This is a genomic window from Paraburkholderia sp. CNPSo 3281 (genome assembly GCF_024206515.1).
GTDB lineage: Bacteria > Pseudomonadota > Gammaproteobacteria > Burkholderiales > Burkholderiaceae > Paraburkholderia > Paraburkholderia nodosa.
Genome location: NZ_JAMBPS010000021.1, coordinates 63,385 through 76,618, shown reverse-complemented (window position 1 = coordinate 76,618; position 13,234 = coordinate 63,385). Strand labels below are relative to the sequence as shown.

General features: G+C 63.5%; 15 protein-coding genes. 9 read left to right on the top strand and 6 right to left on the bottom strand.

The features are described 5' to 3' along the window. Positions 1–222 precede the first annotated feature (222 nt). Together M3I56_RS21055 and folE are read left to right on the top strand one after the other, a co-directional pair. Positions 223–1,146: a LysR family transcriptional regulator gene (locus M3I56_RS21055; RefSeq protein WP_254355652.1), complete on the top strand. Its 924-nt coding sequence runs from the start codon at positions 223–225 to the stop codon at positions 1,144–1,146. A 90-nt stretch (positions 1,147–1,236) separates the two neighbouring features. Then, a complete protein-coding gene (folE, locus tag M3I56_RS21050) occupies positions 1,237–1,929 on the top strand; it encodes a GTP cyclohydrolase I FolE (RefSeq protein WP_254355651.1) in 693 nt (230 codons plus the stop codon). 47 nt (positions 1,930–1,976) lie between these two features. Here the strand turns inward: folE and epsC are convergent, their stop codons facing one another. Together epsC and M3I56_RS21040 are read right to left on the bottom strand one after the other, a co-directional pair. Then, a complete protein-coding gene (gene epsC, locus M3I56_RS21045; protein WP_254355650.1) occupies positions 1,977–2,906 on the bottom strand; it encodes a serine O-acetyltransferase EpsC in 930 nt (309 codons plus the stop codon). 124 nt (positions 2,907–3,030) lie between these two features. After that, positions 3,031–3,264 carry a hypothetical protein gene (locus tag M3I56_RS21040; protein WP_028206369.1) on the bottom strand — a complete coding sequence of 78 codons (234 nt, stop codon included), beginning with the start codon at positions 3,262–3,264 and terminating at the stop codon, positions 3,031–3,033. 325 nt (positions 3,265–3,589) lie between these two features. Here M3I56_RS21040 and M3I56_RS21035 point away from each other — a divergent pair, with 325 nt between their 5' ends. Together M3I56_RS21035 and M3I56_RS21030 are read left to right on the top strand one after the other, a co-directional pair. After that, the gene (locus M3I56_RS21035; RefSeq protein ID WP_254355690.1) at positions 3,590–4,030 is read left to right on the top strand and encodes a DUF3005 domain-containing protein; all 441 of its coding nucleotides are present in this window, start codon (positions 3,590–3,592) and stop codon (positions 4,028–4,030) included. Positions 4,031–4,495: 465 nt separating this feature from the next. Beyond that, positions 4,496–5,200: a LuxR family transcriptional regulator gene (locus M3I56_RS21030; protein WP_028206371.1), complete on the top strand. Its 705-nt coding sequence runs from the start codon at positions 4,496–4,498 to the stop codon at positions 5,198–5,200. Here the strand turns inward: M3I56_RS21030 and M3I56_RS21025 are convergent. Beyond that, positions 5,184–5,498 carry a helix-turn-helix transcriptional regulator gene (locus M3I56_RS21025; protein ID WP_035514098.1) on the bottom strand — a complete coding sequence of 105 codons (315 nt, stop codon included), beginning with the start codon at positions 5,496–5,498 and terminating at the stop codon, positions 5,184–5,186. The two genes, M3I56_RS21030 and M3I56_RS21025, sit on opposite strands and share 17 nt — an antisense overlap. 168 nt (positions 5,499–5,666) lie before the next feature. Here M3I56_RS21025 and M3I56_RS21020 point away from each other — a divergent pair, with 168 nt between their 5' ends. Further along, entirely contained in the window at positions 5,667–6,257 is a 591-nt protein-coding gene (locus M3I56_RS21020) for an acyl-homoserine-lactone synthase (RefSeq protein ID WP_028206373.1), read from the top strand. Between the two features lie 125 nt (positions 6,258–6,382). On the opposite strand, the gene M3I56_RS21015 is transcribed toward M3I56_RS21020, so the two are convergent. Continuing rightward, on the bottom strand, positions 6,383–7,945 hold the full coding sequence (locus M3I56_RS21015; RefSeq protein WP_254355689.1) for an MFS transporter: 1,563 nt from the start codon (positions 7,943–7,945) through the stop codon (positions 6,383–6,385). Positions 7,946–8,272: 327 nt separating this feature from the next. On the opposite strand from M3I56_RS21015, the gene M3I56_RS21010 reads away from it, so the two are divergent. The 3 genes from M3I56_RS21010 to M3I56_RS21000 all read left to right on the top strand — a co-directional run bounded on the left by M3I56_RS21010 (position 8,273) and on the right by M3I56_RS21000 (position 11,087). Continuing rightward, a complete protein-coding gene (locus M3I56_RS21010) occupies positions 8,273–8,734 on the top strand; it encodes a universal stress protein (protein ID WP_028206374.1) in 462 nt (153 codons plus the stop codon). Between the two features lie 182 nt (positions 8,735–8,916). Beyond that, complete coding sequence (locus M3I56_RS21005) at positions 8,917–9,675, top strand: helix-turn-helix domain-containing protein (RefSeq protein WP_254355649.1); 759 nt, start codon at positions 8,917–8,919, stop codon at positions 9,673–9,675. A gap of 134 nt (positions 9,676–9,809) precedes the next feature. Continuing rightward, on the top strand, positions 9,810–11,087 hold the full coding sequence (locus M3I56_RS21000; RefSeq protein ID WP_254355648.1) for an SUMF1/EgtB/PvdO family nonheme iron enzyme: 1,278 nt from the start codon (positions 9,810–9,812) through the stop codon (positions 11,085–11,087). Positions 11,088–11,138: 51 nt separating this feature from the next. Here the strand turns inward: M3I56_RS21000 and M3I56_RS20995 are convergent, their stop codons facing one another. Beyond that, positions 11,139–11,750, bottom strand: coding sequence for an NIPSNAP family protein (locus M3I56_RS20995; protein ID WP_254355647.1), 612 nt, complete (start codon positions 11,748–11,750; stop codon positions 11,139–11,141). Between the two features lie 116 nt (positions 11,751–11,866). Between M3I56_RS20995 and M3I56_RS20990 the strand changes: the two genes are divergently transcribed. Next, positions 11,867–12,733 (top strand): LysR family transcriptional regulator, encoded by an 867-nt coding sequence (locus M3I56_RS20990; protein WP_254355646.1) that lies wholly within the window; start codon positions 11,867–11,869, stop codon positions 12,731–12,733. A 19-nt stretch (positions 12,734–12,752) separates the two neighbouring features. Here the strand turns inward: M3I56_RS20990 and M3I56_RS20985 are convergent, their stop codons facing one another. Beyond that, positions 12,753–13,124: a helix-turn-helix domain-containing protein gene (locus tag M3I56_RS20985; protein WP_254355645.1), complete on the bottom strand. Its 372-nt coding sequence runs from the start codon at positions 13,122–13,124 to the stop codon at positions 12,753–12,755. Between the last annotated feature and the right edge of the window lie 110 nt (positions 13,125–13,234).

Sequence of the window (13,234 nt, the reverse complement as noted above, 5' to 3'; positions counted from 1 at the left end):
TAGCGAACGTCAAGCGCATTATCGGAGCGGATTCCAGCGCTTGTCAAGGCGGGTCTACCCACACAGGAATCTACTTCAAATCGGCGCCGGCGCACGCCGGATCGCACGCGCGGCCCGTCCTTCAGGCGAGGCGCGCCCGTGGGCACATACCCCAATATCCGGAATTCCGATTCATCGACTAGTCTTTATCCGATTTCGACATAATCAGCGCCGCCGCCTTTCATGCAAGACCTCGATCTGAATCTCATCCCCTTTCTCGTGGCCATGGAGGAAACGCGCAACGTGAGCCGCGCCGCCGAGCGCCTCGGCGTGAGCCAGCCGCGCGTGAGCACGGCGCTCGGCAAGCTGCGCGAGTTCTTCGGCGACCCGCTCTTCGTGCGCACCTCGCGCGGCATGGAGCCCACGCCGCGCGCGCTCGGCCTCATTCCCGCCGCGCGCGACGCGCTGGTGCGCATCGAGAAAGGCATGCTGCAGGCGCAGGACTTCGATCCCGCCACCAGCACGCACACGTTCTCCATCGCGCTCTCCGACGTCGGTGAGATCGTGTTTCTTCCGCGTCTCCTGCAGGTGTTCGCCGAGCGCGCGCCCAACGCGAACCTGCGCTCGGTGTCGCTGCCGCCAAACCAGGTCGAGCGCGGTCTCGAATCGGGCGACATCGATCTCGCGGTCGGTTATTTCCCCGACCTCGGCGGCAACAACTTCTTCCAGCAGCGCCTCTTCACGCACCGCTTCATCTGCATGATGCGCAGCGGGCATCCGCTCGCGGGCAAGGCCATGACGATCGAGCAGTTTCTCGCCATGGGCCATGCCGTCGTGCGCGCCGAGGGACGCAGTCAGGAAGTGCTGGAACAGTATCTGGAGAAAAGGCGCATGCGCCGCCGCGCCGTGCTCGAAACGCCTCACTTCATGAGCCTGCCGTTCATTCTCACGCGCTCCGACCTCATCGCGACCGTGCCGCATGCCATCGGCTTCGCCTATGTGTCCGAGCATGCATCGATCACGCTCGTCGAGCCGCCGCTGCAGTTGCCGCGTTTCGATCTCAAGCAGCACTGGCATCGCAAGTATCACAATGCGCCGCGTGGCGAATGGCTGCGAAGCATCGTGGCAGAACTGTTCAACGACGCCATGGACGAATGGCCCAAATGAGCCCTCGCGCCAAGCACGGCAAAACATGAAACAATGGGCGCTCGTGGTGCACGCCAGAGCGGCGTCCTCCCACCTGTCAGGAGCCCATGCATGAGCGAAGAAAAAAAGGCCGGGAAATCGAAGCAAGGCGCGAAACAAAGCGCGACCCAAGGTGCGAAGCAACGCAAGAGCGTGACGAGCACGACCGCCACGCGCCCGTCGCGCGCCGAAGCCGAGGACGCCGTGCGCGTGCTGTTGCGCTGGGCCGGGGACGATCCCGCTCGCGAAGGGCTGCTCGATACACCGGGTCGCGTCGTGCGCGCCTATGAGGAATTCTTCGCGGGCTATGAGATCGATCCGCGCGAAATCCTGTCACGCACCTTCTCGGAGGTGGACGGCTACGACGAAATGATCGTGTTGAAGGACATCCGCTTCGAGAGCTACTGCGAGCATCACATGGTGCCGATCATCGGGCGCGCACACGTGGCGTATTTGCCCGAGCATCGCGTGGTGGGTATCTCGAAGCTCGCGCGTCTCGTCGACGCGTTCGCGAAGCGCCTGCAGATCCAGGAGAAGATGACCGCGCAGATCGCCGACACGCTCAATGAAATCCTGCAGCCCAAGGGCGTGGGCGTGATACTCGAAGCAGCGCATCAATGCATGTCCACGCGCGGGGTGCACAAGGCGGGTGTGGCGATGGTGACGTCGCGCATGCTCGGCACGTTCCGCACCGATCCTTCCACGCGCCGCGAGTTTCTCGCGATCGTCGGCAATCCGGGTGCAATGAGCGTCGCGAATACCTGAACGCAACCAGCCGATAAAGAACGGGACCGCGTGTCCCGTTCCCCTCCTTACTTGAGCGGACCTTCGTCGCCCCGCTCGATCTCGCGAATCTTGCCCTGGCGCACGCTGCTGCCCGGCGGCACGCTATGCGTGAGCCACACGTTCCCGCCAATCACGGAGCCGCGCCCGATCGTCACGCGGCCGAGAATCGTCGCGCCCGCGTAGATCACCACATCGTCCTCGACGATCGGATGGCGCGCATTGCCCTTCACGAGCGTACCGTCGAGGTCGGCCGCGAAACTCTTCGCACCGAGCGTCACGGCCTGATACACGCGCACGCGCTCGCCGATGATCGCCGTCTCGCCGATCACGACGCCCGTGCCGTGGTCGATGAAGAAGCTCGAACCGATCTGTGCGCCTGGGTGAATGTCGATGCCCGTTGCCGAATGCGCGATCTCGTTGATGAAGCGGGCGAGCAGCGGCACGCCGAGACGGTGCAGCGCATGCGCGAGCCGATGATGCGTCATCGCCCACACACCCGGGTAGCACAGCAGGATCTCGGTGATGTGCTGCGCGGCCGGGTCGCCCGTGAACGCTGCCTGAATGTCGCTTACGAGTAGCGCGCGAATGTCGGGCAGTTGCCGGCCGAACTCGCGCGCCACGTCGAATGCGCGCGCGCGCAGTTCGTCGTCGCTCGCCTGCGAGCTTTCCGGCAGGAAGCGCAACGCGCGGCGAATCTGCTCGGCAAGCAGCCGCAAGGTGCTGTCGAGCGTATGGCCCACGTAGTAGTCGATGCTCTCGTCGGTCAGGTCGGGGGCGCCGTAATGCGTTGGAAAGAGCGCGGCGCGCAGGCCGGCCACGATGTTGACGACCGCATCGCGTGACGGCAGTTCGCGGATACCGAGTGGATGGCGCGTGCGGTGCCGCTCTTCACGCGACGCACGCAGATCGGCGACGATCTGTTCGAGACCCCAGTCGGGGGAAGCAGCTTTGGACATGGTGATGCGGCAGCAGACGCAGGGTCTGTGCGGGAGTGGTGTATCGACCCCAGAGATTACCGCGTTTTGCGGGAGTTCGCCGAAGCGCCCTCGAAGTCGGGCTATGCCCGCGGGGCGCGCGCGCTCAAAGCGTGACCGTGCTCGCGTCGATCCAGCGCACGGCCCAGTCGCGCGCATGGGCGATCGCGGCCGCCTCATCGGAAAAGCGCAATTCGGCAGGGAAAAATCGGTTGGCAACGAGTTCGCCGTCGCTCGAGCGCGAAATCACGACATACGGTTGATACGTGCCGTCACCGGCACGCGCCGGTGCGCAATTCAGCAAATAGCCACGATGCGTAAATGCAGCGTCGAAGTGCATGTGTGTCACCCGCCCCTGACTGCCTCGTCCATTTTATTTGGCGCGTGCATTCAAGATCGTGCGGCAAAGCCACAGCATGAGCCCTCGCCCGGCCCATTAATCGAAAGCGCGCCAACTCGTTGAAAGAGGATCATACTCCTGGGAAAAAGCGCAAACCAACGAAAAAAATGCAACATCGCTGGAGGCGTTCTCCTGGCGAACCGGCTTGCTTTTCATCCCGATTCAAGGGTGCGGCGCTGCAGCGGAACGGCGCTTGCGGAATGGCCTGCTGAACGCAGGCACCCAGATCTTCCAAGGAGGAAGCATCATGAATCGTCCCGACGACATGCAAAAATCGAATGTGGGAGATGTGAGCGCGTCGACGTCGCGGCCGCGCAGCGCCGAACTCCACAACGACCGCACGCACGACAGCTCGGTCGACACCGACGGCAAAAACCGCGAGGCGGCACGCCTGGCGGGCGAAGGCTGCATCGGCCCCGATGAAGTGACGACCAGCAATGCGACGCTCGTCAACAGCGTGGCCGAAGCCGATGACGGCCTGGCGGGCTTCGACAGTCGCAAGGGCGTACACCGGCTGCCGATCGCGCTGGAGTCCGGATACGAGGCCGTCGACCTCGGCATGAGCGCGCCGGAAGGGCCCAGCGACGCCGACTGGCAGCGCAACGCCGCACGCGAAGCGGGCGTGCGCCGCAGCCCGGGACGCCTGCACTTCGCGCTCAACCACCTGCGACCGACGCGCGTGATCGAGTTGCAGCGCAAGCCCTGAACAACGATTCGCCGCTCACGACGCGGCGAATCGTTTGCGATTATCCAGGCGATTTCGTAGCAATGGCGGATATAGACAGTATCCAGTCGAGTGCAGTTAAAACTCGAAATGAAAAGCCTGAAAATTAATGAAAGCCGATAAATCAACGGCATTGTCCCGGCGAATTGCACGCTTTTGCCGCTTTCGAAATGCCGTCTGGCTTTGTCTCAGCTTCGGTGCAGTGCACTTTTTTCGTGCAGACCTGCGCTTGTTCAGGAGCCGCAGAACTCTCTCCGATGTCACCGAAATCTGACAGAAATGACCCCACAAAGCGGGAGGATTGCAGACGAGGGGGGATCAGATAGGAATTTAGTGATAAATTCTTACATCATAAGAAGCGAGGAGCGAGTGTCTGAGGGCTTGCCCCGCGATCTCGCCCAGCGCTGATGGAGAGTGTTGAACGTGCCTCTACATTTTATTGAGCAGATGTCGCCCGTGCTCGACGCGCCCGAAGAGGCAGCGTGGTTCGACGCGGTGGCGAAGCTCGCCAGCTCGTGGGGATTCAGCCAGCTCATGCTGGCTATCTTGCCGCGCCCGGGCATGAGGCTCGAGGACGCGTTCATTCGCACGAACTACTCGGCCGCCTGGCGGCAGACGTACAACGACCACGGAATGGCCTACTTCGACCCGACCGTGTCGCATTGCACCACGCGTTCGGCGCCGCTCATCTGGTCGCCGGAGCTTTTCGCGACCGAGCAGCAACAATCGATGTATGAGGAGGCCCGCTCGTACGGGCTGCGCGCAGGCATCACCCTGCCGATCCATGGCCCACGCCAGGAAATCGGCATGCTCTGCTTCGTCAACGACGCGAATCCCACAGACAAGTTCTGGGACGACGTGAACCGCGCGTTGCCGAATCTCGTCCTGCTGCGCGATCTCGTGCTGGACACGAGCCAGCGGCACCTGAACGACCACGTTCAGTCGCTGATTCCCAAGCTCACGCCACGGGAAAAGGAATGCCTCAAGTGGACTGCGCTAGGCAAGTCCACTTGGGAAATTTCTCACATCCTGAATTGCTCTGAGGCCGTCGTGAACTTCCACATGAAGAACATTCGCGGGAAGTTCGGCGTTAACTCACGGCGAGCGGCAGCCGTGATTGCGACCCAGATGGGTCTTATTGACCCGGGCTAAGCACCATCGGTGCTTCGCCGCGCAACACGCGCTCGGCACGCCCAAGGTCGCCGTCCGAAATCGTCTTGTTGAAATACAGCCCGAGCAGGATCGACACCGGCGGCGGAATCTCCGCGCCCGACTCGAACCGGCTGCCGCGCGACTGCGTCACGCCGAAACGCGCCCAGAAGCGGCGCTGGCTCTCTTTCTTCTTCTTCCGATACGCAATGATCAGGACGCGGTCGACGACCGAGGACAGATCCCCGGGGGACGACATGGTATTCGCACCCGAGTGCCATTGATTGCCCATAAGTTCCATGATGACTCTCGCTGTCAGATATGCCTGATGAGTGACTGCCGCGGAAGTGATTCTCCTTAAGAGGCCCTATCTGCGCACCTACCTATCTAGATAGGTGTTTTTTTATATTCATAACGCATAGCTTTCGAACCGTACTGCCGCGCTTCCACACAAATCGGGAGAGTTGTCATGCAAGCTGCGATACGGATCGGACTGAGACAGGACTTCGACAACGAGGACATCAATGAAATGTACCGGCTGCGCGCGCGGGTGTTCCGCGACCGCCTCGGCTGGGACATTCCCACCATCGCGGGGATGGAAATCGACGGCTACGACGCGCTCGGGCCCCATTACATGCTGATTCAGGACGGCACGGGCCACGTGCGCGGCTGCTGGCGCCTGATGCCCACCGAAGGCCCCAACATGTTGCGCGACACCTTCCCGCAACTGCTGCAGGGCAAGGCTGCGCCCACGGCCCGCAACATCTGGGAACTGAGCCGCTTCGCCATCGAGTCGGGCAATGACCAGGCATTCGGCTTCGCCGACGTGACGATGAGCGCGATGCGCGCGGTCGTCTCGTTCGCCGACCGGGCGGGCATCAACAGCTACGTGACGGTGACCACGACGCCGATGGAGCGCCTGCTGCGCCGTACGGGCATCGAGCTGACGCGGCTTGGCGCGCCGATGCGCATCGGCGTGGAGAATGCCGTCGCGCTGGAAATCGCCATGAGCCAGCAAACGCACCACGCGCTGTTCGGGGCGATGGCCCACGCCGCCTGAGGGCGACGCCGCGCAGAGACGAATACGCGCTGCCCTTCTCGCTCAGCCAGACACGCTGTTGTTTTTGTCAGACAAATATAGCGCGAAAACCTGCGCCGACTGCGTACACCCGAACGCGGCGGCCCCTAATCGGCCTTGACCTCGTCGGCGCGCGCTTCAGCGGTTTTCTGCGCCGCCGAGGCGCTGCGGCTGAAGCGGATATGGGAAATCCGCCCCACGCACAGGGCCGCCGCGAGCGCCGCGCAGCCCGTCAGGCCGATGCCCAGATGGATCGCATCCACCAGTACGTGGCGCACCGCATCGATCAGCGCCGCGCCGTCGAGCCCTGCCGCCTTCATCTGCGCGACGAGACCCTCGCGCAACGACGGGTCGATGAGCACGCGCGGATCGGCGAGCTGGGGCTGCCAACGCTGCTGCAGCGGCGCGCCGATCACCGCCAGCGCGTCCCCCACTCCGGCCGCATAGCGATGGTTGACGATGGTCGCCACGACGCTGGTGCCGAGCATGCCGCCCACCATCCGCGTGGATTGGAGCAAGGCGGTCGTGATACCGAAACGCTCCCGCCCGGCAATCTCCTGACCGAAGATATTCAGGTTGTTCAGGATGAAGCCGAGCCCGATACCCACCGCCGACATCGCCAGCTCGAGCCAGAGGTGCGCCGTGTGCCGGGACGCGAAGGCAAGACCGGCGGAAGCCGCGACCAGCAAGCTGAAGCCGGCCGTCAGAATCGTCGTGGGCTTGCGTAGCCGGATCACGATGCGCGTGTTGATCAGGCTGCCTAGCGCGATACAGGCGGCAATCGGCGTGGCGAGCAGCCCCGCCTCCTGGGGCGACAGCCCGAAACCGCCCTGCAGCAGGAGCGGCGCGAAAAAGATCAGCGAGAACATCACGAAGCCCGAGAGCGTCGAGAGCGTAAACAAGGTGACGAGCTGCGGGTCGCGAAACAGGTCAAGCGGGATGATCGGGTGCGTCGCGCGGCGCTCGCAGGCCAGCAGCGCCGCCGCGCCGGCGAGCACTGCCAGCGCGAGCACGCCGTTGCCGGTCGTCAGGCCGCTCCGGGGCACCGCCTCGATCAGGGTCTGGAAACCGCCCAGCACCAGTGCGACGAGCGCGGCGCCCGTCCAGTCGATGCGCACCTCGCCGGTACGCCCCGGCTGGTAGCGCGGCAGATGCGCCCAGATGAAATAAAGTGCAAGCGCGCCAACCGGCAGATTGACGAGAAAGGTCGAGCGCCAGCCAAAGTGCTCGCTGAGCCAGCCGCCCAGTGAAGGCCCCGCCGCCGTCCCGATGCCGTAGGCGGCCGCCATGACGACCTGCCAGCGCACCCGCGCACGCGGGTCGGGAAAGAGATCGGGAATCGAGGCGAACGCCGTGCCCACCATCATCCCGCCTCCAACGCCCTGCAGCGCCCGCGCCGCCGCCAGAAAACGCATGTCGGTCGCGAGGCCGCACAGCACGGAGGCCGCCGTAAACACAATCACCGCGGCGATCACGAAGCGCTTGCGGCCAAAGTAGTCGCCGAGCCGGCCGAACACGGGCACCGTCACGACCGAGGCCAGCAGGTAGGCGCTCGCGATCCACGCGTAGAACTCGAAACCGTGCAGTTCGGCGACGATCGAGGGCAAAGCGGTGCTGACGACGGTTTGATCGAGTGCGACGAGCATGTTGACGAGGCCGATGCCGAGCATGGCCAGCAACGCGTCGCGAAACGGCAGGTTAGCGGAGGAAGGTTTCACGGGAGGGGAAGACTGCGCGGAGCGAAAAAGAGGCAACGATAGCGGTATGCCGGTGCGCGTGCAACATAACGACATAGCAAATGAAACCAGGCGGCGCTGCGATATTCCGACGCAACCCACTTGATCTTCCTTCCTGCACCTTCCACATTTCATACAGTCCGGCTGCGTGTTTACTGGCGATCCATTAAGCTTCTCGCCAGTCACGACACGCCGCGCCCGCCTCGTCGCAGCATCGCCCGGGGCCGCGCGATTCTCGATCCCACTCAAAGAGGAGGTCTTATGTACACACGCATCCTTGTCGCCGTCGACGGCAGTGCCACCTCGCGCCGCGCCTTCGAAGCCGCGCTCGATCTGGCGAAGGCGATGGGCGCGACGCTGCAGCCGTATTACGTGATCGAGAACACGCCCATGTATTTCGACGCGCCCGGCTACGACCCGTCGATCCTGCGCAACCAGATGATCGCGCAGGGCAACGAACTCGCGGAAGAAATGAACAAGGCCATGGGAGAGCATGGCGTGCAGGGCGCCATGCTCACGGGCGAAGCCTCCTCGCTCGACGACGTGCCGACACTCGTGCTCAGCGCCGCGAAAACCGCAGGCTCCGACCTGATCGTAATGGGCACACACGGCCGCCGGGGCTTCCAGCGCCTCATCCTCGGCAGCGTTGCCGAACGCTGCGTGCGGCAGTCCACGCTGCCCGTCCTCCTCATCCCGTCTGCCGCCGGAAATGCCGGGCAGTAGTCGCATTGAGCACAGGCCGTTTTGCCTGTTATTGGAGAGTCGCTTGCGCGCCGTCAGACGCCGCGCGAGCGGCTTCTGACAAGGCTCAAAACGATTCATCTTAAATGCGCGTCGCTTTGTCACTAATCTGAGATTCGACCCCGGTGGACAATGCCTGGACAGAAATCAAAGGAGCATTGTCCATGCTGAACCATACCGTCGCTTCTCAAGCCACCGTGCGCCGCAGCAATCGCACGCCCCTGACGACGGCGCCGCGCACGTCCACGCGCTGTTCGGTTTGCGCCATGCGGCACCTGTGCATGCCTCAGGGCCTCACGCTCGACGACCTGCCGAAACTCGAAGCATTGATTTGCTCCGCGCGCAGTGTGCGGCGCGGCGAAGCCGTGTATCGCGCCGGCGACGCATTCGACAATCTCTACGTTGCGCGTTCTGGCTCGCTCAAGACGGTCATGGCGCACCGCGACGGCCGCGAGCAGGTCACCGGCCTGCGTCTGGCCGGCGACCCGCTCGGCCTCGACGGCATCAGCACCGGCTTCCACACCTGCAGTGCCGTGGCGCTCGAAGACAGCTCGGTCTGCCTCATTCCCTACTCGGCCCTCAAGCATTTGTGCCGCGAAACCGGCGCTATGCAAGACCGGCTGCTCCGCCTCATGAGCGAGCAACTCATCCGCGAATCGTCGCAAATGATGGTGCTCGGCTCGCTCTCTGCCGACGAACGCGTCGCCGCGTTCCTGCTGGACGTTTCCGAACGCAACGGCCAGCGCGGCTATTCGCATGCGGAGTTCAACCTGCGCATGACGCGTGAGGACATGGGCAGCTATCTCGGCATGACGCTCGAAACGGTGAGCCGCACCCTGTCGCGATTTCAAAAGCGCGGCCTGATCGACGCACAGGGCAAGCTGATCCGTATCATCGATATCGAAGGTCTGCGGCATCTGTAATTCGCGGCAAACCCCGGGTGGGCGGCCCGCCCGGGGTGCCGGCGCCGCGCCTCGCTGGCGCGGCAACACCGTTGGCACAACTCCTGCGCAGGGTTAAAGTTTCGTACTACGCCCACGCAAGGAGAATCGCCGAAATGCATCTCGCGCAATCCCCCACGCTCGCGGCCCGCCTCGAAGCGGCGCGCACCGCCAGCGACGCGCTCTTCAACGTCGTCAAGCCCGAGTTTCTGTACGAGCGGCCCATTCGCGAGCGGCACCGCATCGTGTTCTATATCGGTCATCTGGAAGCATTTGACCGCAACCTCTTCGACAAGCGCCTGTTCGACGTGCCCTCCGCCGATGCGCGCCTCGACCAGCTGTTCGCGTTCGGCATCGATCCGGTCGATGGCGGCCTGCCGACCGATGTGCCTGCCGACTGGCCCGACCTCGCCGAAGTCCTGGCCTACGGACGCGACGCACGCAGCCGCATCGACGCACAGCTCTCGACGCTCGACCTGCCGCCCGATGCCTCGAATCACGACACGCCAGGGCAGTTGCTGAACGTCGCGATCGAACATCGGCTCATGCACGTCGAAACGCTCGCCTACATGCTCCACCAGTTGCCGTTCGCGCAAAAGCAGGCGCCCGCCGCTACGGGCGCGCGCGCCGACCCGCTCTATACGGTCAAGGCCGGAACGGTGCCGGTGCCCGCGGGCCGCACGGAACTCGGCATGAGCGCCGAGCGAGGCCTGTTCGGCTGGGACAACGAGTTCGGCGAGCAGCAGGTCGACGTGCCGGCCTTCGAGATCGACCGCTACATGGTGACGAATGCCGCGTTTCTCGAATTTATCGAGGACGGCGGCTACCAGAAGCGCGAACTCTGGAACGACGCGGACTGGGCCTGGAAGGAAAGCGCACTCGTGGCGCACCCCGTATTCTGGTCGCGCGGCGCCGAAGGCTGGACGCTGCGCACGATGTTCGAAGACATCGCATTGCCGCTTGCATGGCCCGTGTATGTGAGCCACGCCGAAGCCAGCGCCTTTGCGCGCTGGCGCGGCATGGCGCTGCCGAGCGAGGCGCAGTGGCAGCGCGCGGCGCATGGCGCGCTGCCCGGCCGCAGCGACAACTTCGACTTCCGCGACTGGAACCCGGTGGCCGTCGACGCCACACCGGACAGCGCCAGCACGTGGGGCGTGGAAGGCCTGTACGGCAACGGCTGGGAATGGACCTCCACGCTCTTCGGTCCACTGCCGGGCTTCAAGGCGTTCCCGTTCTACGAAGGGTATTCGGCAAACTTCTTCGACGGTCAGCACTACGCAATGAAAGGCGGCTCGCCGCGCACCGCCCAGTGCATGTTGCGGCCAACGTTCCGCAACTGGTTTCAGCCGCGTTATCAGTATGTTTATGCGGGATTTCGTTGCGTTCGCAACTGACTCGCCAATCGAACCCGACACAGAGCGCGATCGGCAAGCTACCGGGCGAAGTCAACGAAGCGGCGAGTCGACGGTCGGAATCCAGATCGTGGAAGTCGCTTCGTGGAATTGCTCCGGTCCGCCTTTCGGCGGCCAGATGCCGTCGGCAAACGATTTGGCGCGAATCGCGATGCGCTCATCGAGGCTGTTCCAAGGCCAGATGTGCGTGATGCGTGGCGCGCCATCGAGCGCATACATGTTGAGTGTCAGCGGCGACCGCTTTGAGCGCTCGGGCATCGCGGCCTCCCATGCCTCGATGGTCGGCGTCAGTCCGCCTGGCTTGAGCCAGTAGGTGCGGAACTCGTAATACTTGCCGAAGACTCCCGGCTCGACAATCGGGAGGAACGGAAAACCGGCGTAGCTCTCGCTCTCGAATGTACACGCGCTGCTGGCGGCCCCGAACGGATCGGGATGGTGCAACTCGCGGTACCGTTCGCGCGCCAGTTCTTCCGCATCGGCAAAGCCGCGCAGAACGCGCACGCTTCCGAGCCGGCCGTTTTCCGAGGTCCAGACCCCGAGCCTGCGTCCCGTGGCCACCGGACGATCGAGCCACGTCTGCGCATTCGCGATCACCTGCGGAAGCTTCAAAATGTGCGACGACAGCGTAGTCAGTTCGTAATGCATAGCGAATCTCCTGAGTCCATGAACGCCCCTTCGGACGTCCTTGACGAACGAGCTTAGACTGGTCCCATTCAGAAGAGAATTCCCTCTTTGCTCACACACTCTGTCTGGAAATAGCCATGTTCGACTGGCAGGATCTACGCTACTTTGTCGTGCTCGCGCGCGTGGGGACGCTCTCCGGCGCCGCGGGCACGCTGTCGGTCGAACATGCGACTATCGGGCGACGTGTCGCGTCGCTGGAGACGGCACTCGGGTTGAAGCTTGTTTATCGCCTGCCTCGCAGCGTTCGCCTGACCGAGGACGGCAAAGCGATCGCCGCGCTGGCAGCACCGATGGTCGAAGGCGCGCTGGCGGTCGAGGCCTATGCGTTGCGTGCTTCCTCCTCGTTGTCCGGCACGGTACGTATCAGCGTGCCGCCTACTCTCGGCAGCCATTGCATCGCGCAGCACATGCGCGCGTTCCGCGAAGCCAACCCAACTGTGAAGATCGTCATGGAAGGCGCCGCCGGCATCGCACCACTGGATCGCGGTGTCGCCGACATTGCCATCCGGATGGTCGAGCCCAAGGAAGGCAGTCTGGTCACGCGGCGGATCGGGGCGATCCGCTTCGGCTTGTATGCCAGCCATGACTACGCCTCGCGCCCCGCGCCGCAATGGGAGTTCATCGCTTATGACGCGTCACTGGACCATGTGAGTCATCAGCGCTGGCTGCGCGCTTATCTCGACGGGCGCCCCATCGTATTCGAAACAGGCGATGTGATCGGCCAGCAGGCGGCGGCTCGAAACGGTGTCGGCGTCGCACTCCTGCCGACGATGATCGGCGATGGCGACACGGCACTCGTCAGGGTCGGCGGCGCAGCGGCGCCGCAGGAAACGCCGCTTTGGCTCGTGACCTATCCCGACCTCCGTCGCACGCCGGCCGTCAAGGCCGTCATGGCATTTCTGGTGGAATGTGTTGGCCGCGAACCGCATTTCTCAGATTCTTAGAGATCCTGTTTAATCGATGTTACTGACCTTCCCTTCGGTCGTAGGCATCCCGGGCGTGCTCAATCTCGTCCAGATGCTTGATCGACCAATCATATACGGCGCCAAACGGCACTTGCAGCGTGCGCCCTAATTCGGTAATCGAATATTCGACCGCCACCGGCGAGGCATGGATCACTTCGCGCGCAATCAGACCATTGCGCTCGAGACGCCGCAGGGCCTGCGTGAGCGCCTTGTGGGTGATGCCTTCCAGCCGCCGCTTGATTTCATTGAACCGTGTCGGCTTCTCCGTGAGCAGCGTCAGGATCATTACCGACCACTTGTTGGCCACCTGATCGAAAAACGAACGCGCGGCACAGTCCGCAAAGAATACTGCGTCAACCTCGCAAGCCATGCAGATATCCTCCTGTATATCTACGCACTTCGTGGTGCGTAATTGACCGTAGATCTCCAACGTATACCATGAGTATCACGCATATTGCTTCGAGCCCTGGCGCCTGAACG